The following is a 23,398-nucleotide window of genomic DNA, read 5'->3' as shown; positions in this document are numbered from 1 at the left end:
CGCCGGGAGTCGGCCCGGTACGGCGTCGCCTGGTGGGGGAGGCGGGCGCCGTACCGGGCCGGGGGGATCCGGTCGGCGGGTCGGGTGGGCTCGCCGCCGGTCCGAGCGGCTCACGACCGGAATTCGGTCGGCTCGCCGCCGGCCCGGCCGGTCCGCCCTCGGGCTCGATCGGTTCGCTGTCGGTCGTCGTCCGGCTTTCGCGCGGACCGAGAAGCCGAGTCGGCTCGTCATCCCGTCGCGGCGGATGACCGCCGCGACGGGACGCGCCGGAACCCGGTCAGCCAGCCTTGGGGGCGATCAGCTTCGCCGCCGCGCGGTCGGTCGGCCAGACCAGGGTCCATTCCTTGTTCTGGATCTGCTTGAGACCGAGCGTGCTCGGCCAGAAGTTGTTCGTCTTCGGATCGAAGGTGAGCTTGCCGTTGAACGTGGTGTTCGCGCCGTTGCTGTGCAGCCAGTCGCACATCGCCTTATGGTCGATCTTGCCGACGCCCTTCACGGCCTCGGTCAGGATCTCCCAGGCCGTCCAGCTCGCCGCCGCCTGCGTCTCGAACACCGGGTACGGCTGCTTGGCGTCGGTGGCCCGCTTGGTGAAATCGTCCACGATCGCCTTGGTCTCGGCGGGCAGCTTGTCGAGGACCGCCTTGTTCGGCTCGAAGACCGACGTCGAGATGACGCCTTCGGCGTCCTCGCCGAGCCCGAGCAGCGGGCCCGAGGCCGGGAAGAGGCTGAAGGTGAGCGGCGGCCGGTAGCCGAGCTGCTTCATCGCGGTGAGCGCGTTCACCGTGTCCACGCCGAGGCCGTTGTTGATGACCAGGTCCGGCTTGGCGTCGCGGACCTGCGCCGCGATCGGGCCCCAGTCGGAGATCGTCGGCGGGTAGTGCACGTCCACGACCACGTCGAGGCCGCGCTCCTTGGCGACGGTGAGCACGCCGGTCTTGTCCGAGCCGTGCCCGTCGGTCACGAACGCCGCCGAGCCGTTCTGGCTGGTCAGCACCGCGATCTTCTTCGGCGGGTCGGGCAGCGTCGCCACCGCGTCGAAGAGCATCTCGGGCACGAACCGGTTCGGCGTCGGCCCGATGGACCACGCCGGGAACTGGCACGAGTACGTCATCAGCGGGGCGAGCACGGCGGTGTGCTGCGGCAGCACGTAGCCGTGCCGCTCGGCCACCGTCATCGCGGACAGGATGTTGGGCGTGGCGTACGGTCCCATGATCAGATCGACGCCGTCCTGGGTGATGAGCTGCTCGTAGAGCTGGCCCACCTTGGCCTGGTCGGACTGGTCGTCGAGGACCTTCCACTGCACCTGGCGGCCGAGCAGGCCGCCCTGCGCGTTGAGGCGGGCGACGAACTCCTCGCCCGCGATCTTGTGGATCACGCCGGTGGCGGCGAACGGGCCGGTCAGCGACAGGGTGGAGCCGACCACGATCGGCTCGCTCGTGTCACCGCCTCCGCCTCCGCCGCCGCCGCTGCCCTGGTCCGCGCAGGCCGCGCTCGTCGCGGCGAGAGCGGCGGTCGCGAGTACGGCCATCAGTCGTCTGCGCACGGGCGTCCCCTTTCCTGGTGGACGGCGCCGGTGTCGTGCACGACCGTGCCGCCGAGCACGGTCAACACCGAATGGGTCTTCCTCGGGCCGGCCTCGGAGGCGGCGGACGGCGCGCCGCCGAGGCCGGGTCGGCGGGTTGATGTGGGGGGTTGCTTCATCAGGGCCTTCATCAGGGCCTTCATGGAGGGCTCCGCCTGGTGGGTTGGGACGCCCGGCGGGGTCGAGCGAGGCCATGTCGCGGCTGGCCGCTCCGTCGCCCGCCCTTGGTCCGGGCTGACACCTCGACGTGGGATTCGCTGGAGAGCTTCACCGTCCTTCGAGACGTACGAGGACGTCGGAGCGGGGCGTGCGCACCGTCGGGAGCGCGGGGGCCACTGTTTCGGACAGGTTTCGTGGCCGCGAGTGTATAGTGACGATGTACGGTCTGCAATACACCGTCCCGCATGTGTTCACCGAAATGAACAATGGCCGAGGGAGATCGCCTGGCCGGAGGGCGCGGACCAACGCTCGTATCCGGATATTTGGCGCGAATCACTGCGAAATGGCGCACGTGTGTCGCCGCATCCCCGTCCGCATAGGGCAGATGAACGGGGCATAACGGTCAGGCCAGAACCTGCGCCCCGAGCCCGGTGTTCGGCGAGACGTACAGAGCAGCGTTAAGCGTGAGGGAACGGTCAGCGGAACCGTTCGAGGACGAACCAGACGCCGACGGCGGGCTCAGTGCCGTGGTTGGCGTAGGCGTGCGGCGTCGAGCTGTCGAAACAGACCGAGTCGCCGGGGCCGAGCTCGTAGTTCTCGAAGCCGAGCGTGAGGGTGAGGCGACCGCTGAGCACGTGGCCGAACTCGGTGCCGGAGTGCCGCATCAGCATGCCGCCCGAGGACGAGCTGCCGCCCGGGGCGTAGGTGATGCGCAGGAAGTCCACGTGCGTGTCGGGCAACTGGCCGAGCAGTTCCCAGGTGACGCCGGAATCGAGGTGCAGCACCTCACGCTCGTCGCCGCGCACGACCGGGCCCACCAGGCGTTTCTTGGAGAGCATGCGCAGGCCCTTGGCGGTGGCCGACTGCCCGCCCGGCCCGGCCGGCGGCGTTATGGCGGATCCGGCGCGTGCGCCCGCGGAGCCCGTGTCGGCGTAGGCGATGTCGGGGGCGGCGTCGGCCGGAGGTTCGGCGGCGGCGGGTTCGGCCGGTGACTCGCCCGCGGGCCGTACGGCGGGAATCACGGGCGACCCCGGAGAGGAGCCGGCGGCGAGATTCGTGGCGAGCCCGGCCAGCGCGGCGATCATCGCGCCTTCGACCGGCCGGTCGGCGCCCGCGTCGCCGGGGCCCATGGCGTTGGGGCCCGCGTCGGCGGAACCTGTGGCGTTGGGGCCCGCGTCGGCGGCGTTCGTGGCGGCGGCGTTCGTCCCGCCGGGGCCGGTGTCCGCGGGGCTCGCGCCCGCGTCCCGCGCGTCGCCGCCCTGCCCGGCCGCGTCCTCCCGCCCGGCCGCGTCCTCCCGGTCGGCCCCCGGCTCCCCGAAGACGTCCTCGATGGAGATGCCGAGCGCGGTGGTGATCGCGTACAGCGTGCTCACCGACGGGCTGCTCTTGCCGGTCTCGATCTGGGAGATCAGGCTCGCCGACACATCGACGGCGCGGGCCAGCCCACGTACGCTGATGCCGCGCCGCAGCCGGGCCTCGCGTAGCCGCTCCCCGATCGCGGCGACCGCCGATGCGCTCATCGTGAGGCCACCTTCCCTGCTGTCGCTGATCCGGTCGCCGATCCGCCGCGCGCGGTGCTCCCGAGACCGTGCCCGCCGAGGCGGGGGGCGGTGTGGAGTGGCCGGGAGGTGAACGTCTGCGTCACCGGATGTTTCGAGTCTCTCAATGATAGGCGTCCCCCGAGTGTGAAACGAGGCTTGACGCTCACCATGCCGAGGGCTAACGTCCGGTAAGCAGTACTGAACACATTGAGAACTGTAGCAGAGAGGTGCGTGGGCGATGGCGATCGGCACCTACGGGACAAACGCCGTCGACTGGGAGCAGCGCATCGACCTCGACCGCCTCCGCACCGAGCGCCTGGCCAGGCTCAACGCGGCGCTCGAGCGCTCGGAGCTGGGTGCGGTCCTGGCATTCGATTTCGCCAACATCCGGTACATGACGGCCACCCACATCGGCACTTGGGCGATCGACAAGTACATCCGCTTCGCGCTGCTCGTCCGCGGCGCGGAGCCCATTGTCTGGGATTTCGGGTCCGCCGCCCGGCATCACCAGCTCTACAACCCCTGGCTGGACGGCGAGAACCGGGCCAGAGCGGGCATCTCCGTGCTGCGCGGAGCGTTCCACCCCGACGCCGGCATCGCCGACGAACTCGCCCGCAAGATCGCGCACGAGCTGTCCGAGCACGGCATGCTGGACGCGCCCGTCGGCGTGGACATCGTCGAGATGCCCGTGCTGCTCGCCCTGCAGAAGGCCGGCGTGCAGGTGGTCGACGGCCAGCAGCTGTTCCTCGAGGCCCGCCGCATCAAGACCCGCGACGAGATCTCCCTGCTCACCCAGGCGTGCTCGATGGTCGACGCCGCCTACGAGGAGCTGTACCAATTCCTGCGTCCGGGCGTGCGCGAGAACGAGTGCGTCGGCGTGGTCAGCAAGGTCCTGTACGACCTGGGCAGCGAGTACGTCGAGGGCGTCAACGCCATCTCCGGCGAGCGCTGCGCCCCGCACCCGCACGTCTACAGCGACCGCCTGATCCGCCCCGGCGACCCGGCGTTCTTCGACATCCTGCACAGCCACGTGGGCTACCGCACGTGCTACTACCGCTGCTTCGCCGTGGGCAGCGCCTCGGCGGCGATGCGCGACGCCTACGTGCGCTGCCGCGAGTACATGGACATGGCCATCGCCGCGGTGAAGCCCGGCGCCACCACGGCCGACATCGTCCGGCTGTGGCCCACCGCGCAGGAGTTCGGCTTCGCCAACGAGGAGGCCGCGTTCGCCCTGCAGTACGGCCACGGCGTCGGCCTGTCCATCTGGGAGAAACCGATCTTCAGCCGCCTGGTCTCCCTCGACCACCCGGAGGTCCTCGAAGAGGGCATGGTCTTCGCGCTGGAGACGTACTGGCCCGCCAAGGACGGCTGGGGAGCGGCGCGCATCGAGGAGGAGGTCGTGGTGACGGCCGACGGCTGCGAGGTCATCACCAAGTTCCCGGCCGAGGAACTGCTGGTGGCGGGCCGCCGCTACTGGACCGCGACCGGCCCGCTCAACACCGAGCGCGAGCCGCAGTCGCACCTGAACACCAAGGCGGGCCGCGGTGAGTGAGGGCAAGGACCTGCTCGCGCTGTACGAGCAGATGATGGTCATCCGACGCACCGAGAAGGTCGCCTACGACCTGTTCCTGGCGGGTCTGGTCAAGGGCACCACGCACCTGGCCTCCGGCCACGAGGCGGTGGCCGTCGGCGCGAGCGCCGCGCTGCGGCCCGACGACTACGTGTTCGCCACCTACCGCGGGCACCACCACACGATCGCCAGGGGCGGCTCGCCGGAGGCGTGCCTCGCCGAACTGATGCAGAAGGCCACCGGCATCTGCAAGGCCAAGGGCGGCTCCATGCACCTGACGTACGCCGAGGGCAACATGCTCGGGTCGTACGCGATCGTCGGCGCGCATCTGCCGATGGCCGTCGGCGCCGCGTGGTCGGCGCGGTTGCGCGGCACCGATCAGGTCGCGGTGGCGTTCTTCGGCGACGGCGCCACCAACATCGGCGCCTTCCACGAGGCGCTCAACCTGGCCCAGGTGTGGAAGCTGCCGGTCGTGTTCATCTGCGAGAACAACCTGTACATGGAGTACACGCCGATCGGCTCGGTGACGGCCGTGGAGCACCCGGCGGCGGGCCGCGCGCCTGCGTACAACATGGCCGCCGAGGTGATCGACGGCAACGACGTGCTCGTGGTCCGCGACGCGGTGGCCCGCGCCGCCGCCCGCGGCAGGGCCGGGGAGGGGCCGACGGTCATCGAGGCGCAGACCTATCGCCACTATGGGCACAGCCGTACGGACCCGGCGAAATACCGCCCGGCCGAGGAGGTCGAGGCCTGGCTGAAGCGCGACCCGCTCGACATCGCGCGTACCCGGCTGGAGACCCTCGGGGTGGACTCCGAGGAGATCGCCGCGGCGGAGCGGCGGGCCACGCAGACCGTGGAGGACGCGGTCGCCGCGGCGAAGGCGGCGCCGGAGGCCGATCTCGCCGAGGCGTTCACCGACGTGTGGGCCGACGGAGGTGCGGCATGGCGGAACTGAACAACGTGATCACCTACCGGGAGGCCGTGGCCGAGGGCATCGCCCGGGAGATGCGCCGCGACCCGTCGGTGGTGTGCCTGGGCGAGGACATCGGCGCGGCCGGCGGGGTGTTCAAGACCACGCAGGGCCTGTTCGAGGAGTTCGGCCCCGAGCGCATCTGGGACACGCCGATCTCCGAGCAGGCGATCGTCGGAGCGGCGCTGGGCGCGGCGATGACCGGCATGCGGCCGGTCGCCGAGATCATGTTCTCCGACTTCCTCGCCTGCTGCTGGGACTACCTCGCCAACGAGATCCCCAAGGTGCGGTACATGACCGGCGGCCAGGTGAAGGTGCCGCTGGTGATCCGCACCGCGAACGGCGGCGGGCTGGGCTTCGGCGCGCAGCACTCCCAGGCGGTGGAGAACTGGGCGCTCACCATCCCCGGCCTGAAGATCGCCGCGCCGTCCACCCCCGCCGACGTGATCGGCCTGATGTCGGCGGCGATCCGCAGCGACGACCCGGTGGTGGTGTTCGAGCACAAGGGCCTGTTCGCGAGCAAGGGGCCCCGCCCGCCGGAGGGGTATGAAGTGGAACTGGGCCGGGCGGCCGTGGTGCGCGAGGGCAGCGACGTGACGCTGCTGGCGCTCGCCTCGACCGTGCCGACCGCGCTCGCCGCCGCCGAGCGCCTGGCCGCCGACGGGGTCTCGGCCGAGGTCGTGGACCTGCGCTGTCTGATCCCGATGGACATGACCACGGTGCTCGCGTCGGTCGGGCGCACCTCGCGGCTGGTCACGGTCGAGGAGAACCCGCACCAGGGCGGCTGGGGTGGCACGGTCGTCTCGATCGTCGTCGAGGAGGGCTTCGAGCTGCTCGACGCCCCGGTACGGCGGGTGACCTCGGCCAACGTGCCGCTGCCTTTCGCCGACAACCTGGAGAACGAGGTCATCCCCACCGTCGACAAGGTCGTCGCCGCGGTGAGGGGAGTCGTCGACTACTGACGACGCGGGGACGCGTCCGGGCCCGGGACCCCGGGCCCCGCCCTCCCGCACATTCGTACAGCACCCGAAACGACCGACCCGATAACGACCCACTCAACGACAACTCGGCTTCCGCGAAGGAGCCGGTGACAGGAGTCACGGCGGCGCGATGTCCTCGGGGGACGACCCTCGCGCAACCAGTGCTTGGAAACTCGGATCAACCCCCCAAATCGGCCCCGAAGGAGTTGGCCATGAGCAAGATCCTCATCCGTGGCGGGCATGTGCTGAGCGTGGATCCTCAGATCGGCGACCTGCCCAAGGGCGACGTGCTGATCGAGGATGACAAGATCGTCGCCGTGGAGCCGGAGATCAGCGCGGACGCGGAGGTGATCGAGGCCGACGGCTTCATCGTCATCCCCGGCTTCGTCGACACCCACCGGCACACCTGGGAGACGGCGATCCGCAACGTGGCCCCGAACGCCACCCTGGACGACTACTTCGTGGAGATCCTGGACACCTTCGCCCCCGTCTACACCGCCGAGGACGTCTACGCCTCCAACCTCGCCGGGGCGCTGGAGTGCGTCAACGCCGGCATCACCACGCTGGTGGACTGGTCGCACATCAACAACACCCCCGAGCACCCGGACGCGGCGATCCGCGGCCTGAAGGAGTCGGGGATCCGCGCCCAGTACGCCTACGGCAGCGCCAACACCTCGCTCGCCGACTACTGGTTCGACAGCAAGATCGTGATCCCCGGCGACGACGTCCGGCGCATCCGCGACACGTACTTCTCCTCCGACGACGGCCTGCTCACGATGGCCCTGGCCACCCGCGGCCCCGGCTTCTGCACCGAGAGCGTGGTGCGCGCCGAGTGGGAGCTCGCCCGCGAGCTGAACATCCCGATCACCGTGCACGTCGCCATGGGCCGCCTGGCCGGCCGCTTCAGCATGATCAAGCAGTTGAGCGACTACGGCCTGCTCGGCCCGGACACCACCTACATCCACTGCTCCTACCTCAGCGAGGAGGAGTGGCGGCTGCTCGCCGACAGCGGCGGCACCGTCTCGCTCGCCCCGCAGGTCGAGCTGCAGATGGGCCACGGCTGGGTGCCGGTGAACAAGGCGCTGGAGTACGGCCTGCGCCCCAGCTTCTCCATCGACGTCGTCACCACGGTGCCCGGCGACATGTTCACCCAGATCCGGGCCGCGTTCGCGTCCGAGCGGGCCCGCGTCAACGAGGTCTTCTGGGAGCGCAACGAGCCGGCCGAGGGCCACCTCACCGCCCGCCAGATGCTGGAGATGGCCACGATCAACGGCGCGCACGTGGCCCAGCTGGAGTCCCGTACCGGCTCGCTCACCCCCGGCAAGCAGGCCGACGTCGTGCTGATCCGCGCCACCGACATCAACGTGGCCCCGATCCACGACGCCGCCGCCGCGGTGACCCTGTGCGCCGACGTCTCCAACGTCGACACCGTGCTCATCGGCGGCAAGGTGCACAAGCGCGACGGCAGGCTCACCGGCGACGTCGACCGCGCCCGCCGCCTCGTCAACGAGGCCAAGGACCGGCTGCTCGCCCAGGTGGCCGCCAAGAAGGAGGGCTGATGCGACACGTCGTCCGGCGCGCGGACGAGGCGAAGTACACCGTCCCCGACGAGCCGAGGGGCTCGGAGGGCTACAGCCGGTGGGTCATCGCCGACGAGACGACCACCGGAGCCGCGCACACCGAGTTCAACGTGTGCGCGCTGGACCCGGGCGGCCGGGTGGCGACCGCGGTGCAGTCCTTCGAGGAGTGCTTCTACGTCACCGAGGGCCACCCGATCCTGCAGACCCCCGACGGCGCCGTACGGCTCGCGCCCGGCGACTACGGCCTGCTGCCCCTCGGCGTGGCGCACGCCTGGCGCAACGAGGAGGGCGAGACGGCCCGGTGGGCGCAGATGCGCTCCCCGCAGCCGCGCGCCCGCTACGGCCGGGACGTGTTCGACGTGCCCGCCCTCGGCGAGACCGAGCCGATCGCGGTGGACCCGCGCGACCCGCGCAACCGCGACTACGGCCACATCGAGCCGGTGAACATGCGGGTGGACATGCAGAAGCAGGAGATGCTGGCGCAGTCCGCGAGCATGCGCACCGCGCTGCTGGTCTACAGCGGCATCACGGTGAAGATGATGGTCGACAGCGACCAGGGCGCGCTGCTCACCACGATGTTCATGGTGCAGTACGAGCCCGACGGGGTCGCCGGGCCGCACGACCACCCCTTCGAGGAGACCTACCTCTTCCTCGAGGGGGAGGCCGAAGCCGAGTTCGACGGGATCACGTACCGTTTGAAGGCGGGCGACGCGGCCTTCGCCGGGGTCGGCTCCGTGCACGGCTTCCGCAACGTGGGCGACGGCCCGGTGCGCTGGCTGGAGACGCAGGCTCCGCAGCCGCCCGGCCGTCACTCCTACCGCTTCGTACGCGATTGGGAATACCTGCGATCCGTCACCGGAGGACACTGAACATGCCAGGCAGCGTGGTAATCGTCGGCGGCACCGTCGGCATCGGGCGCGAACTCGCGGCGCACTACGCGGCGCGCGACCGGGAGGTGGTGCTGTCCGGGCGTGACCAGGCCCGGGCCGAGAAGGTCGCCGCCGAGATCGGGCCGAACGTCCGGGGGATCGCGCTCGACCTGTCCAAGCCGGCGACCCTGGCGTCGGCGCTGGCCGACGTGGGGCCGGTCGATCACCTCGCGCTCGTGGGCATCGACCGGGACGCCAACTCGGTGGCGGACTACGACATCGACGCCGCCGTGGGGCTGGTGACCATGAAGCTGGTCGGCTACACCGAGGTCATCCACGCGCTGCGCGACCGCCTCACCGGCGCGGGGTCGATCCTGCTGTTCGGCGGCATGGCCCGGCTGCGGCCGTACCCGGGATCCACCACGGTCAGCTCGGTCAACGCCGGGGTGGTCGGCATGGTGCGCACGCTGTCGGTGGAGCTGGCGCCGATCAGGGTCAACTCGATCCATCCCGGGATCGTGGGCGACAGCCCGTTCTGGGCGGGCAAGCCGCTGGAGGCGGTCCGGTCCAGCACGCTCACCGGCAAGCTGGCGGACATGGCCGACGTGGTCGACGCCTCGCGCTTCCTGCTGGAGAACCCCGCGATCAACGGGGTGGATCTGACCGTGGACGGCGGCTGGCGGTAGCCGGGTCCGGCGGCCGATCCGCGGCCGGTCAACCGTCCGGAAACATAAGTCCCGTCCGGTTCCGAAGAGCCGGACGGGACCTATGTTCATGCCGCCTGTTCATGTCGCGTGCTCATGTCGCGCCGCAAGTGGCCGTGTCGCCAATTACCACCGTCCGTGACCGTAGTGGCGGAACGAGTCGCGATATTCGAATTTGGCGTACCGGTCATATCGCGTGTGGTGCCGGAATTTGGCGTGGTGGCCAAATTCGTGGTGGCCAAATCTGTGGTGGCCAAATTTCCGGTGGTGGTGCCGCCGCGGGTGGTTCCAGCAGCGCCAATCGCCGTGCCGTTTGCAGCAGGTGCGGTGCCGGAACCGCTTGCACCTGGCGTGGTCGCTCGCGGCCACCGTGGTGGTGCCCGCCTTCGCCTGCACCGCCTGGGACGCGACGACCGTCGCGGTCCCGGTGGCGGCGGACGCGCCGGTCGCGGCGACCGGCGGCAGGGCGAGCGCGACCAGGAGCGCCGGTCCCACCAGCATCAGGCTTCGTTTGCCGCGCATAACGCCTCCTTCCGAAGCTTCGCGGCGCGAGGTCCCTGTTTCGCCTCGCGTGCCTTTTTCGTCGGAGGCCGTACTACCCGACATAAACCGCAAATCCGGTCAAAACGGGAGAAGTTGCCTGCGGTAGGGAAAGTGAGAACGTCCCTTTGCCTCTGCGGGCATCTCTCCGGACATTCGAAAACCCCTCCATGGCGAACCGCGCCGAGGCGGCCCGGCGAGGTCAGGACCGAAGACCCGGGCGAAAAGGTCTTCCAGCCCGTTCCCCCGGACCACGATCGATGGGGACGATCGGGGGAAGGCCGGTGTGGGGAGGACGACATGACACTGATCGATTTGCGCCGGTTCAGCGTGGTCATCTTCGAAACCGACGGCGTGCTCACCGACACCGCGCGGATCCACGCGGCGGCGTGGAAGCGCGCCTTCGACGACTTCCTGCGCCACCGCCCCGGGCTCACCCCCGAGCAGGCCAGGCCGTTCGACGTCCGCGACGACTACCTGCACCATCTCGACGGCAGGCCCCGGCTGGAGGGCGCACGCTCGTTCCTCGCCGCACGCGGCGTCACGCTGCCGCCCGGCCCCGAGGGCGACGCCACGCTGTCGCAGCTCGGCGAGGTCAAGGACGCGCTGTACCTGCGGGAGATCCGCCACCACGGCGTGGCCGCCTTCCCCTCGGCGATGGCGCTCGTACGCGAACTGCACCGGCACGGCGCGCGGCAGGCCGCCATCTCGCCCAGCCGCAACTGCGCCGAGGTGCTCGCCCGCTCGGCCCTGGCCGACCTGATCGACGCGCGAGTGGACGGCACGGACGGCGTCACGCTGGGCCTGCCCCCGATGCCCGACCCCGCCATTCCCGTGCTGGCCGCGCATCGGCTGCGGGCCGAGCCGTACGAGTGCGTGGTCGTCGTCGCGACCGAGCCCGCGCTGCAGGCGGCGGTGAACGGCAGGTTCGGGCTGGTCGTCGCGGTGCGCCACCAGGTGCGGTCGCACCCCGGGCCGGACATCCGGGCCGACTGCGAGATCGACGACCTCGCCGAGCTGCAGGTGTCGGGACGGGTGCCGCTGCTCGTGCACGGCGAGCCGCCGGGGTGATCCCCCGGCCCCGGGTGGTCGGCGCGGGGGTGGTCGGCGCGGGGAATGCGGGAAGGGGAAGCGCATGAAGGTTGTCGAGGAGACCCCCTACCGCTTCCGGATCGAGCGCGAAGGGCCGATGCGGGTCCCCGGCGTCGTGTTCGTCTCGCGGGCGCTGATGCCGGAGGACCAGGCGCTGCGGCAGGTGGTGAACGTGGCCACGCTGCCGGGCATCGTCGAGGCCTCGTACGGCATGCCCGACCTGCACTGGGGATACGGCTTCCCCATCGGCGGCGTCGCCGCCACCGACGTCGCGGACGGCGGGGTCGTGTCGCCGGGCGGGGTCGGCTTCGACATCTCGTGCGGGGTGCGCCTGCTCGCCGCCGAGGTGGACCGCGACACGCTGCGCCCCCGCCTGGAGACGCTCATGGACCGCCTCGGCGCCGCGATCCCGCGCGGCACCGGGCGCGGCGCCGTGTGGCGCCTGTCCGGCCGCTCGGAGCTGGAGAAACTCCTGTACGGCGGCGCCGCCCACGCCGTCGAGCAGGGGCACGGCACGCCCCGCGACCTGGCCCGATGCGAGGACTTCGGCGCGGTCGCCGACGCCGACCCCGCCCAGGTGAGCGAGCGGGCGATGGAGCGCGGCCAGGCCCAGGTGGGCAGCCTCGGCTCCGGCAACCACTTCCTGGAGGTCCAAGCGGTGGACCGGATCGACGACGAGGCGGTGGCGCGGGCGTTCGGGCTGCGGGCCGGGCAGGTGTGCGTGATGATCCACTGTGGGTCGCGCGGGCTCGGCCACCAGATCTGCACCGATCACGTGCGGGCGATGGAGAAGGCGATGCCGCGCCACGGCATCCAGGTGCCCGACCGCCAGCTCGCCTGCGCGCCGGTCACGTCGCCCGAGGGCGAGGCGTACCTGGGCGCGATGGCCGCCGCCGCGAACTACGGGCGGGCCAACCGGCAACTGCTCGGGCAGGCCACCCGCGACGCCTTCGCCGCCACCTTCGGGTCGGACGGGGAGCTTCAGCTCGTCTACGACATCTCACACAACCTCGCCAAGATCGAGGTGCACGACGGCAAGCGGCTGTGCGTGCACCGCAAGGGGGCGACCCGGGCGCTGCCGCCGTACCACCCGGACCTGCCCGACGACCTCGCGTCCGCCGGGCAGCCGGTGCTGATCCCCGGCACGATGGGCACCGCCTCCTATGTGCTGGCGGGCGTGCCCGACGGGCGGGCGTTCTTCTCCACCTGCCACGGGGCCGGCCGTACCCAGAGCCGCCACCAGGCGGCGCGCTCCGTCAACGGTCGGCGGCTGCGCGACGAGCTGCACCGCCAGGGGATCCAGGTACGCGGCGCGACCTGGCGCGGGCTCGCCGAGGAGACGCCCGCGGCGTACAAGGACGTGGACGCGGTGATCGCCGCCGCCGAGGGCGCGGGGCTGTGCCGCAGGGTCGCCCGGCTCGTGCCGCTCGGCGTGGTGAAGGGATGACCGGGCGGCCCGCCGGACGACGCGCGCTGCCGCACACCGCCGACACCCGGATCGCGGCCTGGGGCTCGAGCGTCGAGGAGTGCCTCGCGCAGGTCGTGCTCGGCGCGGTGGAGACCTTCGTCGACATCTCCGGGGCGCGGGCGGCCGGTCACCGCGAGGTGCGCGTGGAGCCGGGGGAGCCGGTCGACCAGATGATCGCCGTGCTGGACGAGGTCATCTACCTGCTGGACGTCGCCGGGCAGGTCCCGGTGGGGGCGACGGCGACCCGCGACGAGACCGGGCTGCGGGTACGGCTGGAGCTGGCGGACGTGGCCGGGCTGCCGCAGATCGGCGCGGTGCCGAAGGCGGTCGCGCTGCACGAGGCGGTGTTCGAGCGGCGAGGGGACGGGTGGGCCTGTGAAGTGACGCTTGACGTGTGAGTAGGGTGCCGGTGGGCCTTCGCCAGGGTACGTACGGCGGCGGAGCAGGGGCAGAAAAGAGGACTTATGGCGCAGACACGGGAGATTCCCACGGTGCGGCTCGGCGACCGGGCGCTGATGCCGGTCGTGGGCTTCGGCACCTGGCGGCTCAGCGGGCGGGAGGCGTACGAGGCGGTGCGGGCCGCGCTCGACCTGGGCTACCGGCACATCGACACCGCGACGATGTACGGCAACGAGGCCGAGATCGGGCGCGCGGTGCGCGACAGCGGACTGGACCGGGGCGAGGTGTTCATCACCACCAAGCTGCCGCAGGGCAACGCCGGTCGCGAGGCCGAGACGATCGAGCGCAGCCTGCGGGAACTCGGCACCGATTGCGTGGACCTGTGGCTGGTGCACTGGCCGCCCGGCCCGGGGGCGCTGGTGCGGACGTGGCGGGAGCTGCTGGCCGCACGGGATCGGGGGCTGGCCCGGACGGTCGGCGTCAGCAACCACAGCATCGCACAGATCGACGAGATCACCCGGGCGACCGGGGAGGCCCCGGCGGTGAACCAGATCCCGTGGAGCCCGCCCCGGCACAGCGCGAGCCTGCTCGACCGGCACCGCGAGCGCGGCATCGTGGTGGAGGGTTACAGCCCGCTCAAGGGCACCGATCTCGACGACCCCGTGCTCGCCGAGATCGCCGAGCGGCACGGCGTGACCCCCGCCCAGGTCGTGCTGCGCTGGCACCTGCTGCACGACATCGTCGTCATCCCCAAGTCGGCGCGGCCGGACCGCATCGCGGCCAACTTCGACCTGTTCGGCTTCGCCCTCGACGAGGAGGAGATGGCCCAGATCGACGCGATGGCGGGCTGATCCGCCGCCCGGGCCGCGGGAGCAGGGGGCGGACATGGGCGATGACGGCATGACCGGGGACCTCCACGACGAGGATCTCCCGGTGATCGACGACCTCGACCGGTCGGAGACGCTCGTACGCGAGCGGCCGGGCCCGTATCCGCGCCACTCCCGCGGCCCGCAGGCCGACGAGGGCCGGCCCGGCGTGGACCACGAGAGCGGCCTGCGGCTGCCCGGCCTGTCGGTCACGCGGGGCGGGACTCCATCGGGTGATCCACCGTTTGCGCTGGTCAAAGGAGCAGGAGAAAAGACGGCCCGTCAGGTTGGAGCGAACGGCAGAGGGTAGGCGCGAGGTGTTCCATGCCGTCGAGCCTCACGAAGGGACACCAATGACGTTCAATCCTCTCCGAGAGCGCGGCATACCCCTTGACAAACAGTTCCGCAACTGGCGCGAGCTGGACGTCAACCCGATCGACCCGGATCACTCCGATCCGTACACCCGGTGCCGCATCATCACGATGAACGGCATCGAGACCGAGGCGGTCTTCTTCAGCCACCACTTCGCCCGGCACTGCCCCGACACCGAGATGCGGCAGCAGCTCGCCAAGGTGCGCTACGTCGAGGCGCAGCAGCAGCGCGCGGTGAACTGGCTGCTGCCCGGCCTCGCCTCGGTCCTGGAGACCACGATCGCCTACGAGCAGGTGGCCGTCGACCTCACCGCCTGGGTCGCGCGCATGGAGCCGGACCCGTACCTCAAGCAGGCCTACAACTTCGGCGTGCTGGAGGACTTCGACCATCTGTACCGGTACGCCAACCTGTACGAGATGATTGAGCACCGGCAGGCCGAGAAGATCGTCGATCAGCTCACCGAGGTGATGCCGGGGCGGCCCACGTACCTGCACCACCGGCACCCGATCGACAACGTGCGCGAGCCGTACGACCGGTCGAGCGCCTCGCCGATCTCCAAGCTGCACGCGCTGACGATCATGTCGGCGGAGCAGCAGACGATGAACTTCTACATGAACGTCGGCCCGACGTACATGGAGCCGATCGCCCGGCAGCTCTACCAGGAGATCGGGATGGTCGAGGAGGAGCACGTCACGCACTACGAGTCGCTGGTGGACCCGGGCGAGTCGTGGTGGGAGATGTGGCTCAACCACGAGTACAACGAGTGCTACATGTACCACTCGTTCATGCAGAACGAGTCCGACTCCCGGGTGAGGAACATCTGGGAGCTTCACCTCAACATGGAGCTGGAGCACCTGCGCATCGCCGCGGAGATGTTCCGGCGGCACGACGGGCGCGACCCCGAGCAGGTCGTCGCCCCCGAGCTGCCCGCGCCGGTCACCTTCGAGCCCAACCGGCAGTACCTGCGCGAGCTGCTCACCAACGAGATCGACGTCACCACGATCGGCACCGGGTACGTCAAGGACATGCACGAGCGCTTCGAGCGCTGGCAGCAGATGCTGCAGGGCGAGGAGAAGCCGGCGTCCGAGCGCGTCATCGAGGAGAACCGTCACAAGTCCGGCGAGGAGTACCGCGTCGAGATCGACGGACCGCACCCGATCCCGAGCCTGCGCATCGACCGCACCACGCGCAAGTAGCGAACCGATCCCGCCGGCGTGACCGCCCCTATGCCGGGCGGTCACGCCGGTACGGCCCGGCCGGTCACCGTCGCGGGTCGCCGAAATTGATCGAGCCGTGGATGTCGCCCGCCTGGACGACGTTCCCGGAGACGTCCCCGCTGATGGTGTTGACCGTCCGGGCCGCGGGCTCGGCCCGCGCCATCCACGCGGCGAGCGACCTGCCGAACCCCGGATCGGCGGCGGCCCGGTCGGCGAGCAGCCGCGCGAGCTCGTCGGGACTGTGCGCGTCCGGACGCTCGACGGCCTCCACCGCCTCTCGGTCGTGGCCGAGCAGGCGGCGCACCAGGGCGGTGAGGGAGGCCCAGGCGCTCTTGCCCGCCTCGCCCGCGGCGCCGCCGACGGCCGCCGAGATGATCGCGGCCAGCGTGGGGATGACGATCGGCTCCATGACGCCCCTCTCACGCTCCGGGTTTTCTCCAGCGTAAGTAATCGGAGGCAGCCTGGCACCGGGCCATGTCATCGTGGTCTGGCCGTACGCCCCGGCCGGGTGATCGGAGTCAGGTGACCTGGAAGGACCGCTTCGACAATCCCACGAAATATCCCTCGATGGTGGTGTCCACCGGCTGGTCCGGGCGACCGCTCGCGCCGAGGGTGACGAACAGTGGGATGTAGTGCTCCACCGTCGGGTGCGCGTACGGCATGCCCGGCGCCTTATCCCGGTACGCGGCGAGCGTGTCCACGTCGCCCCGGGCCAGCGCGTCGGCGGCCCAGGCGTCGAAGTCGCGGGACCAGCCGGGCGGCGGGGCGATGCCGAGCCAGTCGTCCCGCCGCAGGAACGGCAGCCCGTGGGTGAGGAACCCCGACCCGATGATCAGCACACCTTCCTCGCGCAGCGGGGCGAGCCGCCTGCCAAGGTCGAGCAGCCGGTCCGGGTGCTGGGTGGGCAGACTCAACTGCACGACCGGCACGTCGGCCAGCGGATACATGACCTTCAGCGGCACCCACGCCCCGTGGTCGAGGCCCCGGCTGCGGTGTTCGTGCAGGTCGGTGGCGTCGGGCAGGGCCGAGGCGACCTGTCGGCCGAGCGCCCTGGCGTCCGGGGTGGGGTAGGTCATCTCGTAGAAGCGCCGCTCGAACCCGCCGAAGTCGTAGACGAGGGGCGTGCCGGCGGCGGTGCCGGAGATGCTCAGCGGCGCGTGCTCCCAGTGCGCCGACACCACCAGGATCGAGCGCGGCTTGGGCATCCCCTGCGCCCAGGTGAACAACTCGTTCATCCACACCGGGTCGTCGAGCAGCGGCGGCGCGCCGTGCCCGAGGTAGAGCGCCGGAAGCGGGCCGTCCTCGGGCGTCCAGGCCCGCTGGTCACGGCTGAGCGGCGCGGCCTCGGCGTAAAACCGGTCGAAGGGGTAGACGAGCCTGGTCATGGCGGGCCTCACAGGTGGAGTGGCTTGATGGGCGCGGCGATGAGGGCGGGATCGTTGCGCCAGTCCACGCCGGGGACGTCGATGTACAGCTCGATCTCGTTGCCGTCGGGGTCGGCGATGTAGAGGCTGTGCGTGACGGTGTGATCGCTGGCGCCGAGGATCGTCACCCCGGCCTCCCGCACGGTCCGCAGCGCCTCGCGCAGCTCGTCGTCGCTGTCGCCGACCTTGAGTCCGAAGTGGTACAGGCCCACCCGCCGCCCGGCGGGCAGCGCCGCGGCGTCCTCGCCGACCTCGATGAGCAGCAGCTCGTGATGGGTGCGTCCGTACGGCGCGGAGAAGGCGGCGAACGGGACGGGCAGCGTGTCGCCGGTGGGCAGGATCTGCCGCCAGCCGAGCACGTCCCGGTAGAAGCGGACCGAACGCTCCAGGTCGCGCACGTAGAGCACGAGGTGCCCGAGCTCCTTGACTTCCATCCGCACTCCGCTCCGCCCGGCCGACGCGGGCTTTACTTGAGTCTTCAACTTTATCGACACTACCCGGACCACGCTTGAGCATTCAAGTTCTTCCGTATGCTCGTCGTATGGCCGAGACGCGGTGGCTGGACGACCACGAGCAGGAGACCTGGCGCGCCTTCATGGCGGCCACGCGACTGCTCGACGGCGTACTCGACCGGCAACTCCAGCGCGACGCGGGCATGCCGCACGCCTACTACGTGATCCTGGCGATGCTCTCGGAGGCCGCCGACCGCACCCTCACCATGACCGAGCTGGCCTGCGCCACCCACTCCTCGGCCAGCCGCCTGTCCCACGCGGTCCGCCGCCTGGAGGACCAGGGCCTGGTCGTCCGCCGCCCGCACCCCACCGACGGCCGCACCACCCTCGCCATCCTCACCGACGCGGGCTACGCCGCCCTCGCCGAGGCGGCCCCCGGCCATGTCGCCGAGGTACGCCGCGTCCTGTTCGACCGCCTCACCCCCGACCAGGTCCGCCGCCTCAACGAGATCTCCCGGGAGATCCTCGCGGCGATGGGAAAGCAACCGCTCGGCGAGGTGAGCGGCGGCGGCGAGACGAACGCCGGATGAGCCTCAGCGCAGCAGCCCGCTGATCACGACCATGACCGGGATGGACAGTCCGGTGGTCACCATGAGGGTGGTCCGGACCATCCGCATGGCCGAGCGGTAGCGCACGGCGAAGATATAGATGTTCTGGGCCGTGGGCAGCGCGCCGAACAACGTGGCGGCCAGCAGCATCGTGCCCTGCAGGCCGAGCAGCAGGCCGGCGAGGTGGGTCACCGCCGGCTGGGCGAACGATTTGAGCAGCACGGCCAGCACGATGTCACGCCGGGTGGCCGCCTCGGGCGGATCGGCGGCCTCGCCGCCCGCCTCACCCCGGTCGCCCCGGTCGCTTCGGTCGCTTCGGCCGCGCCGCCGGCCGCCGCCGCTGAGGCCCAGGCCGTACGCCAGAAGACCCACGGGCACCGCGGCGGCCCCCACGATCCCGATGGGCTCCATGATCGGATCAGGGATGTCGAGCCCGGTCAGCGCCACCGCGAGCCCGAGCAGGCTGCTGACGGTGATCGGATTGCGCAACGCCCGCCAGAGCACCCCCCAGGCCGAGCCGGGGCCCTGCCCCTCCGGCCCCGCGTCCAGGACCAGAAACGCCGCCGGAACGATTACCAGCAACTGAAGCAGCAGGATGGGGGCGACCAGCGCGCCGTCGCCGAGCACGTACACGCTAATCGGAATGCCGAGATTTCCGGAATTGACATACGACGAGGCGAGCGCGCCGAGCGCCACCTCGGACCGGGGACGCCGCCACAGCACCTTCGCCGTCAGCACGTACACGGTCTGGACGACCAGCACCCCCACGACCGCCGTAACGAGCACGGGGGACAGGATCGAGCTCAGATCCGCGGTGGAGATGGTGGTGAACAGCAGCGCCGGCGCGGCGACGAAGAACGCCAGCCGGGAGAGCACCCCCTCGTCCTGCGGGCGTAACACCCCGCTCAGCCCGATCACATACCCGAGCACCGCGACCGACACCAGAGCGGCGAATGCCGCCACCACCTCTGTCATTCGGTCGATTCTCGCGTACCGTCATTGATCGGTTGTTACCGGCATGTACTTCCCTGGATTGATTCAAGAAACCCGCGTCCCACCTGTGGCCATAACGGGTTGTGAGTCGTAGTGTTTCGACTGCGGGAAGTGGGGTCACGCGGAAGGATCGGGACGTGGAAGGGACAACGGATGAACGAGGAGCTGCGCAGGCGCCTCGGAGGCATTGATACCAGCACGCCCAGTCTTGCCCGCATGCATGACTACTTCATCGGGGGCAAGGACAACTTCGCCGCCGACCGCAAGGCCGCGGACGCGCTGCTCGCGATCGCCCCGGAGATCAAAGAGATGGCGCAGGAAGAGCAGGCGGGCCACAAACGCATCGTCCGCTTTCTGGCCGGTGAGGGCATCGATCAGTTCATCACCGTGGCCACCGCCCGGCCGACGCAGGACCACACCCAGAAGGTCGCGCGGGAACTGCGGCCCGACGTGCGCACCGTCTATGTCGACAACGACCCCATCGTGCTCACGCACGCCCGTGCGATCCTCGCGGCGGATCCGCGCGTCGCCGTCGTCGAGGGCGACATCCTGCACCCGAGCGAGATGCTCGCCCACACCGCGCTGCGCCGCCTGATCGATCTCGACCTGCCGGTGGGCGTGATCATCCGGGGGGTCCTGCAGTACATCCCCGACGCCGACGACCCGTTCAAGTGCGTGGCCAGGCTCCGCGACGGGCTGGCCCGCGGCAGCTTCATCGCGATCAGCCACGTCGTCTTCGACGAGCGCCCCGAGCTGGCCGAACCGATCGTCGACATCTACCGGAGGATCCTACGCCGCGAGGAGGACGCCTCCCGCAAACGGGCCGAGGTGCTGCGCTTCTTCGACGGCATGGAACTCGTCGAGCCGGGCCTGGTGTACGCCGGCGAGTGGCGCCCCGAGTCGCCCTTCTTCGTCCAGCGGCCGAGCAAGGCGTGGGTGACCTGGGGCGTCGCCCGCGTCGTCTGACCGGTCAGAACGCACTGACCGGTCCAACCGCACTGTGCGGTCGGACCGGTCGGACCGATCCGCGCCGACCTACTCCGGCTCTACTCCGGCGCGACCTCCTTGACCTGCGCCACGATCTGCGTCGGGTTGACGAACGACAGCGCCAGCACCAGCAGCACCGACGACAGCAGCGTGTACAGCACGGCCATCGCGTCGATCGCCTGCGCCGCCCGGATGCCCGGCGTGAACGCCGCGCTGTACAGCGCCACGATCAGCGTCTGGCTGTCCGGCCCGGCGACCAGGAACGTCAGCTCGAACATCGCCACCGTGCGCACCAGCACCAGCACCGCCGCCGCCAGGATGCCCGGGATCAGCAGCGGCACCAGAATCCGGGTGAACACCTGCCGGGTGACCGCGCCGCACATCCGCGCCGCCGACTCCACATTGGTGTCGATCTGCTCGATGAACGGCGTCATCACCAGCACCACGAACGGCAGCGCCGGCACGAGGTTCACCGCGATCACCCCGGCCAGCGACCCGGCGAGGCCGACGTTGTACATCACCGTCGCCAGCGGGATGCCGTACGTGATCGGCGGCAGCAGCACCGGCAGCAGGAGCAGCACCATCACCGCCCGCTTGCCGACGAAGTCCCGCCGGGCCAGCGCGTACGCCGCGGGCACGCCGAGCAGCAGCGACAGCCCCACCACGGTCAACGCGACGATCAACGTCACCAGCAGCACATCGGCGAGGCCGAACTCCTGCCAGGCGTCGCCGTACCAGGCCGTGGTGAGCCCCGACGGCAGCCAGCCCTCGAACCAGGTCACCGCGAACGAGTTGACGACCACCGAGAAGATCAGCGCGGCGAGGTTGAGCAGGAAGAACGCGACCCCGCCCCACACGATCCAGGCGAAGGGCCCACCGCGCAGCGCCCGCCGGAGAAACCCCGGCGAGGCCTGTGTCCGCATCACGCTCATGACCCCTTCCCTCCCGTGTGACCGGCGTAGAACCGCCCGCGCCAGAGCATCACCAGCCCGATCACGATCAGTTCGAACGCGCCCATCAGCACGGCGATCGTGGACGCCATCGTGTAGTCGTACTTCTCGAACGCCGCCTGGTACGCCGCGATCGCCATCACCCGGGTCTCGTCGGCGGGCTCGCCGACCAGGTTCGCCGACGGAAACACCGAGAACGCCAGCACGAACGACAGGATGAACGTGGTGGCGAGCCCCGGCGCCAGCAGCGGCAGCGTGATGCGGCGCACCCGCTGCCACGGGCCCGCGCCGAGCGTCGCCGCCGCCCGCTCCAACGTCGGGTCGATGCCCGACATGTACGACAGCACCAGCAGGAACGCGAACGGGAACCCGGTGATCACCAGGGAGAACATGACTCCCCAGTAGTTGTAGATGAGCCGCAGCGGCTCGTCGATGAGCCCGAGCTCCATCAGCACCCGGTTGAACCAGCCGCGCGGCCCGAAGTACCGCAGGATGCCGTCGGCGACGAGCACCGTGCCGAGCGTCACCGGCAGCACCAGGATCGCGGTGAGCAACCGCTTGCCCCGGAACCGGCCGCGCAGCCGGTAGGCGATCGGCACCGACACCGCCACGTTGAACACCGCGGCGGGCAGCGCCAGCCGCATCGTCTTCCAGATCGTGCTGCTCTGGTACGGGTCGGTGAAGAAGTTGACGTAGTTGGCGAAGATCCCGCCGCTGCGCGGCTGAAACGACAGGCCGACGCCGTACATCATCGGATAGAGGAACAACGCGATGATCGTGGCGAGCGCCGGCAGCAACAACAGCAGCAGGCGGTCGATGCCGCGCTCGGCGAGCCGGTGGCGGAGGGTGGTGGGCGCGCCGACCCCGGACGCGCCCACGGCACCGGCGTCCCCCGCGGGTTTCCTCGTCAGCGTGCGGGGCTCGGCCATCATTCCCCCGTCTCTCCGCCGGGACCGAAGACGAGCACCCGCTCCGGCGGCGCGTAAACGTCCAGCTTGTCGCCGGGCGCGACGCGCTCGGAGAGCCGGGCGTGGATCACCCGTCCGGTTTCGGTGACGCCCTCCACGGCCACCTCGCGGCCGTGGAACTCCACCACCTCCACGGTGATCCGGATCGCGTCCCGCTCCTCGCCGGCTCCTGCCTCGGGCGCGACCCGGAAATCGTCGGGGCGGATCGCGGCGACGGCCGTACCGCCGACGAACGCCTCCCGGATCACCCCCGTCAGGCGCAACCCGGGCTCGGCGAGCACCGCCTTGCCGCCGTCGCGGGAGGCCACCGGCAGCTCCAGCAGGTTGCGATATCCCATGAACCCGGCCACGTAGGTGTTGACCGGGTCGGTGTACACCTCCTCCGGCGTACCGACCTGGTCGACCTTGCCGCCGCGCAGCACCACGATCCGGTCGGCGAGCGCGAGCGCCTCCTCCTGGTCGTGGGTCACGTACACGGTCGTGAGGCCGAGCGACTGGTGCAGCCGCCGGATCTCGGTGCGCATCTGCAGCCGCAGCTTCGCGTCGAGGTTCGACAGCGGCTCGTCCATGAGCACGAGCCGCGGCCGGATCACGATCGCGCGGGCGATCGCGACCCGCTGCTGTTGACCGCCCGACAACTGGCCGGGCAGCTTCTCGGCGTGCTCGGTGAGCTCCACCAGCTTCAGCGCCTCGTCCACCCGCCGCCGCGTCTCGGCCTTGCCGACCCCCCGGATGGAGAGCCCGAAGCCGACGTTCTTGCGCACCGACAGGTGCGGGAACAACGCGTAGTTCTGGAACACCATGCCGAACCCGCGCCGCTCCGGCGGAAGCGTGTCGATGCGCCTGTCGTCCAGCCAGATGCTGCCGCCGCTCAGCGGCAGCAATCCGGCCAGACAGTTCAGGGCCGTCGACTTACCGCAGCCGGACGGGCCGAGCAGGGCGATGAACTCCCCTCCCGCGATGGTGAGGTCGAGCTCGCGCAACGCCACGGCGTTCCCGAACCGCCGGGTCACGCCCTCCATGCGCAGGGCGTCGAAACCGTCCTGCGGCTTCTCCGATTCGACGACCCCGTCACTCATGCCCACTCCTCCTAGGACACCCAGATCA

General features: G+C 70.6%; 25 protein-coding genes. 14 read left to right on the top strand and 11 right to left on the bottom strand.

Features of this window, described 5'->3' with window-relative positions; genetic code table 11:
• Positions 1–277: 277 nt before the first annotated feature.
• The 3 genes from AB0K60_RS33690 to AB0K60_RS33680 all read right to left on the bottom strand — a co-directional run bounded on the left by AB0K60_RS33690 (position 278) and on the right by AB0K60_RS33680 (position 3,261).
• A complete protein-coding gene (locus AB0K60_RS33690) occupies positions 278–1,543 on the bottom strand; it encodes an amino acid ABC transporter substrate-binding protein (protein ID WP_364064548.1) in 1,266 nt (421 codons plus the stop codon).
• Positions 1,528–1,725, bottom strand: a complete 198-nt coding sequence (locus AB0K60_RS33685; RefSeq protein WP_364064545.1) for a hypothetical protein — start codon at positions 1,723–1,725, stop codon at positions 1,528–1,530. Before AB0K60_RS33685 ends, AB0K60_RS33690 begins: the two co-directional genes overlap by 16 nt.
• A 492-nt stretch (positions 1,726–2,217) precedes the next feature.
• Positions 2,218–3,261 (bottom strand): XRE family transcriptional regulator, encoded by a 1,044-nt coding sequence (locus AB0K60_RS33680; protein WP_364064542.1) that lies wholly within the window; start codon positions 3,259–3,261, stop codon positions 2,218–2,220.
• Between the two features lie 259 nt (positions 3,262–3,520).
• Between AB0K60_RS33680 and AB0K60_RS33675 the strand changes: the two genes are divergently transcribed.
• The 6 genes from AB0K60_RS33675 to AB0K60_RS33650 all read left to right on the top strand — a co-directional run bounded on the left by AB0K60_RS33675 (position 3,521) and on the right by AB0K60_RS33650 (position 9,937).
• Positions 3,521–4,834 (top strand): Xaa-Pro peptidase family protein, encoded by a 1,314-nt coding sequence (locus AB0K60_RS33675; RefSeq protein ID WP_364064539.1) that lies wholly within the window; start codon positions 3,521–3,523, stop codon positions 4,832–4,834.
• The gene (locus tag AB0K60_RS33670; protein ID WP_364064536.1) at positions 4,827–5,807 is read left to right on the top strand and encodes a thiamine pyrophosphate-dependent dehydrogenase E1 component subunit alpha; all 981 of its coding nucleotides are present in this window, start codon (positions 4,827–4,829) and stop codon (positions 5,805–5,807) included. Before AB0K60_RS33675 ends, AB0K60_RS33670 begins: the two co-directional genes overlap by 8 nt.
• Positions 5,795–6,784, top strand: a complete 990-nt coding sequence (locus tag AB0K60_RS33665; protein WP_364064533.1) for an alpha-ketoacid dehydrogenase subunit beta — start codon at positions 5,795–5,797, stop codon at positions 6,782–6,784. The genes AB0K60_RS33670 and AB0K60_RS33665 overlap by 13 nt, the downstream gene beginning before the upstream one ends.
• Before the next feature lie 230 nt (positions 6,785–7,014).
• Positions 7,015–8,361, top strand: a complete 1,347-nt coding sequence (locus AB0K60_RS33660) for an amidohydrolase family protein (RefSeq protein WP_364064530.1) — start codon at positions 7,015–7,017, stop codon at positions 8,359–8,361.
• Positions 8,361–9,251, top strand: a complete 891-nt coding sequence (locus AB0K60_RS33655; RefSeq protein WP_364064527.1) for a cupin domain-containing protein — start codon at positions 8,361–8,363, stop codon at positions 9,249–9,251. The genes AB0K60_RS33660 and AB0K60_RS33655 overlap by 1 nt, the downstream gene beginning before the upstream one ends.
• Positions 9,252–9,253: 2 nt before the next feature.
• Complete coding sequence (locus tag AB0K60_RS33650) at positions 9,254–9,937, top strand: SDR family oxidoreductase (RefSeq protein WP_364064524.1); 684 nt, start codon at positions 9,254–9,256, stop codon at positions 9,935–9,937.
• A 144-nt stretch (positions 9,938–10,081) separates the two neighbouring features.
• Here AB0K60_RS33650 and AB0K60_RS33645 read toward each other — a convergent pair whose 3' ends face one another.
• Positions 10,082–10,477, bottom strand: coding sequence for a hypothetical protein (locus tag AB0K60_RS33645; protein WP_364064522.1), 396 nt, complete (start codon positions 10,475–10,477; stop codon positions 10,082–10,084).
• A 318-nt stretch (positions 10,478–10,795) separates the two neighbouring features.
• On the opposite strand from AB0K60_RS33645, the gene AB0K60_RS33640 reads away from it, so the two are divergent.
• The 6 genes from AB0K60_RS33640 to AB0K60_RS33615 all read left to right on the top strand — a co-directional run bounded on the left by AB0K60_RS33640 (position 10,796) and on the right by AB0K60_RS33615 (position 15,888).
• A complete protein-coding gene (locus tag AB0K60_RS33640) occupies positions 10,796–11,566 on the top strand; it encodes an HAD family hydrolase (RefSeq protein WP_364064519.1) in 771 nt (256 codons plus the stop codon).
• A 64-nt stretch (positions 11,567–11,630) separates the two neighbouring features.
• Positions 11,631–13,034 (top strand): RtcB family protein, encoded by a 1,404-nt coding sequence (locus AB0K60_RS33635; protein WP_364064517.1) that lies wholly within the window; start codon positions 11,631–11,633, stop codon positions 13,032–13,034.
• Entirely contained in the window at positions 13,031–13,453 is a 423-nt protein-coding gene (locus tag AB0K60_RS33630; RefSeq protein WP_364064514.1) for an archease, read from the top strand. Before AB0K60_RS33635 ends, AB0K60_RS33630 begins: the two co-directional genes overlap by 4 nt.
• Positions 13,454–13,519: 66 nt before the next feature.
• Positions 13,520–14,305, top strand: a complete 786-nt coding sequence (locus tag AB0K60_RS33625; RefSeq protein ID WP_364064511.1) for an aldo/keto reductase — start codon at positions 13,520–13,522, stop codon at positions 14,303–14,305.
• Positions 14,306–14,339: 34 nt separating this feature from the next.
• On the top strand, positions 14,340–14,630 hold the full coding sequence (locus AB0K60_RS33620; RefSeq protein WP_364064508.1) for a DUF6098 family protein: 291 nt from the start codon (positions 14,340–14,342) through the stop codon (positions 14,628–14,630).
• 43 nt (positions 14,631–14,673) lie between these two features.
• The gene (locus AB0K60_RS33615; RefSeq protein ID WP_364064505.1) at positions 14,674–15,888 is read left to right on the top strand and encodes a hypothetical protein; all 1,215 of its coding nucleotides are present in this window, start codon (positions 14,674–14,676) and stop codon (positions 15,886–15,888) included.
• Between the two features lie 64 nt (positions 15,889–15,952).
• On the opposite strand, the gene AB0K60_RS33610 is transcribed toward AB0K60_RS33615, so the two are convergent.
• The 3 genes from AB0K60_RS33610 to AB0K60_RS33600 form a co-directional block, all read right to left on the bottom strand.
• On the bottom strand, positions 15,953–16,318 hold the full coding sequence (locus AB0K60_RS33610; RefSeq protein WP_364064502.1) for a hypothetical protein: 366 nt from the start codon (positions 16,316–16,318) through the stop codon (positions 15,953–15,955).
• Between the two features lie 109 nt (positions 16,319–16,427).
• Complete coding sequence (locus tag AB0K60_RS33605) at positions 16,428–17,294, bottom strand: class III extradiol ring-cleavage dioxygenase (protein ID WP_364064500.1); 867 nt, start codon at positions 17,292–17,294, stop codon at positions 16,428–16,430.
• 8 nt (positions 17,295–17,302) lie between these two features.
• A complete protein-coding gene (locus AB0K60_RS33600) occupies positions 17,303–17,767 on the bottom strand; it encodes a VOC family protein (RefSeq protein WP_364064497.1) in 465 nt (154 codons plus the stop codon).
• Between the two features lie 107 nt (positions 17,768–17,874).
• Here AB0K60_RS33600 and AB0K60_RS33595 point away from each other — a divergent pair, with 107 nt between their 5' ends.
• The gene (locus tag AB0K60_RS33595) at positions 17,875–18,375 is read left to right on the top strand and encodes a MarR family transcriptional regulator (RefSeq protein ID WP_364064495.1); all 501 of its coding nucleotides are present in this window, start codon (positions 17,875–17,877) and stop codon (positions 18,373–18,375) included.
• Between the two features lie 3 nt (positions 18,376–18,378).
• Here AB0K60_RS33595 and AB0K60_RS33590 read toward each other — a convergent pair whose 3' ends face one another.
• Entirely contained in the window at positions 18,379–19,368 is a 990-nt protein-coding gene (locus tag AB0K60_RS33590) for an AEC family transporter (protein ID WP_364064492.1), read from the bottom strand.
• 171 nt (positions 19,369–19,539) lie between these two features.
• On the opposite strand from AB0K60_RS33590, the gene AB0K60_RS33585 reads away from it, so the two are divergent.
• Positions 19,540–20,352 (top strand): SAM-dependent methyltransferase, encoded by an 813-nt coding sequence (locus AB0K60_RS33585; protein WP_364064490.1) that lies wholly within the window; start codon positions 19,540–19,542, stop codon positions 20,350–20,352.
• Between the two features lie 80 nt (positions 20,353–20,432).
• Here the strand turns inward: AB0K60_RS33585 and AB0K60_RS33580 are convergent, their stop codons facing one another.
• From AB0K60_RS33580 to AB0K60_RS33570, 3 genes are read right to left on the bottom strand one after another with little or no spacing between them, the layout of a single operon-like run.
• Complete coding sequence (locus AB0K60_RS33580) at positions 20,433–21,305, bottom strand: ABC transporter permease subunit (protein ID WP_364064487.1); 873 nt, start codon at positions 21,303–21,305, stop codon at positions 20,433–20,435.
• Positions 21,302–22,255 (bottom strand): sugar ABC transporter permease, encoded by a 954-nt coding sequence (locus AB0K60_RS33575; protein WP_364064485.1) that lies wholly within the window; start codon positions 22,253–22,255, stop codon positions 21,302–21,304. Before AB0K60_RS33575 ends, AB0K60_RS33580 begins: the two co-directional genes overlap by 4 nt.
• Positions 22,252–23,370 (bottom strand): ABC transporter ATP-binding protein, encoded by a 1,119-nt coding sequence (locus tag AB0K60_RS33570; protein ID WP_364064482.1) that lies wholly within the window; start codon positions 23,368–23,370, stop codon positions 22,252–22,254. The genes AB0K60_RS33575 and AB0K60_RS33570 overlap by 4 nt, the downstream gene beginning before the upstream one ends.
• Between the last annotated feature and the right edge of the window lie 28 nt (positions 23,371–23,398).

The organism is Thermopolyspora sp. NPDC052614 (genome assembly GCF_040678635.1).
Classification (GTDB): domain Bacteria; phylum Actinomycetota; class Actinomycetes; order Streptosporangiales; family Streptosporangiaceae; genus Thermopolyspora.
This window is presented reverse-complemented; position numbering and strand designations above follow the sequence as displayed.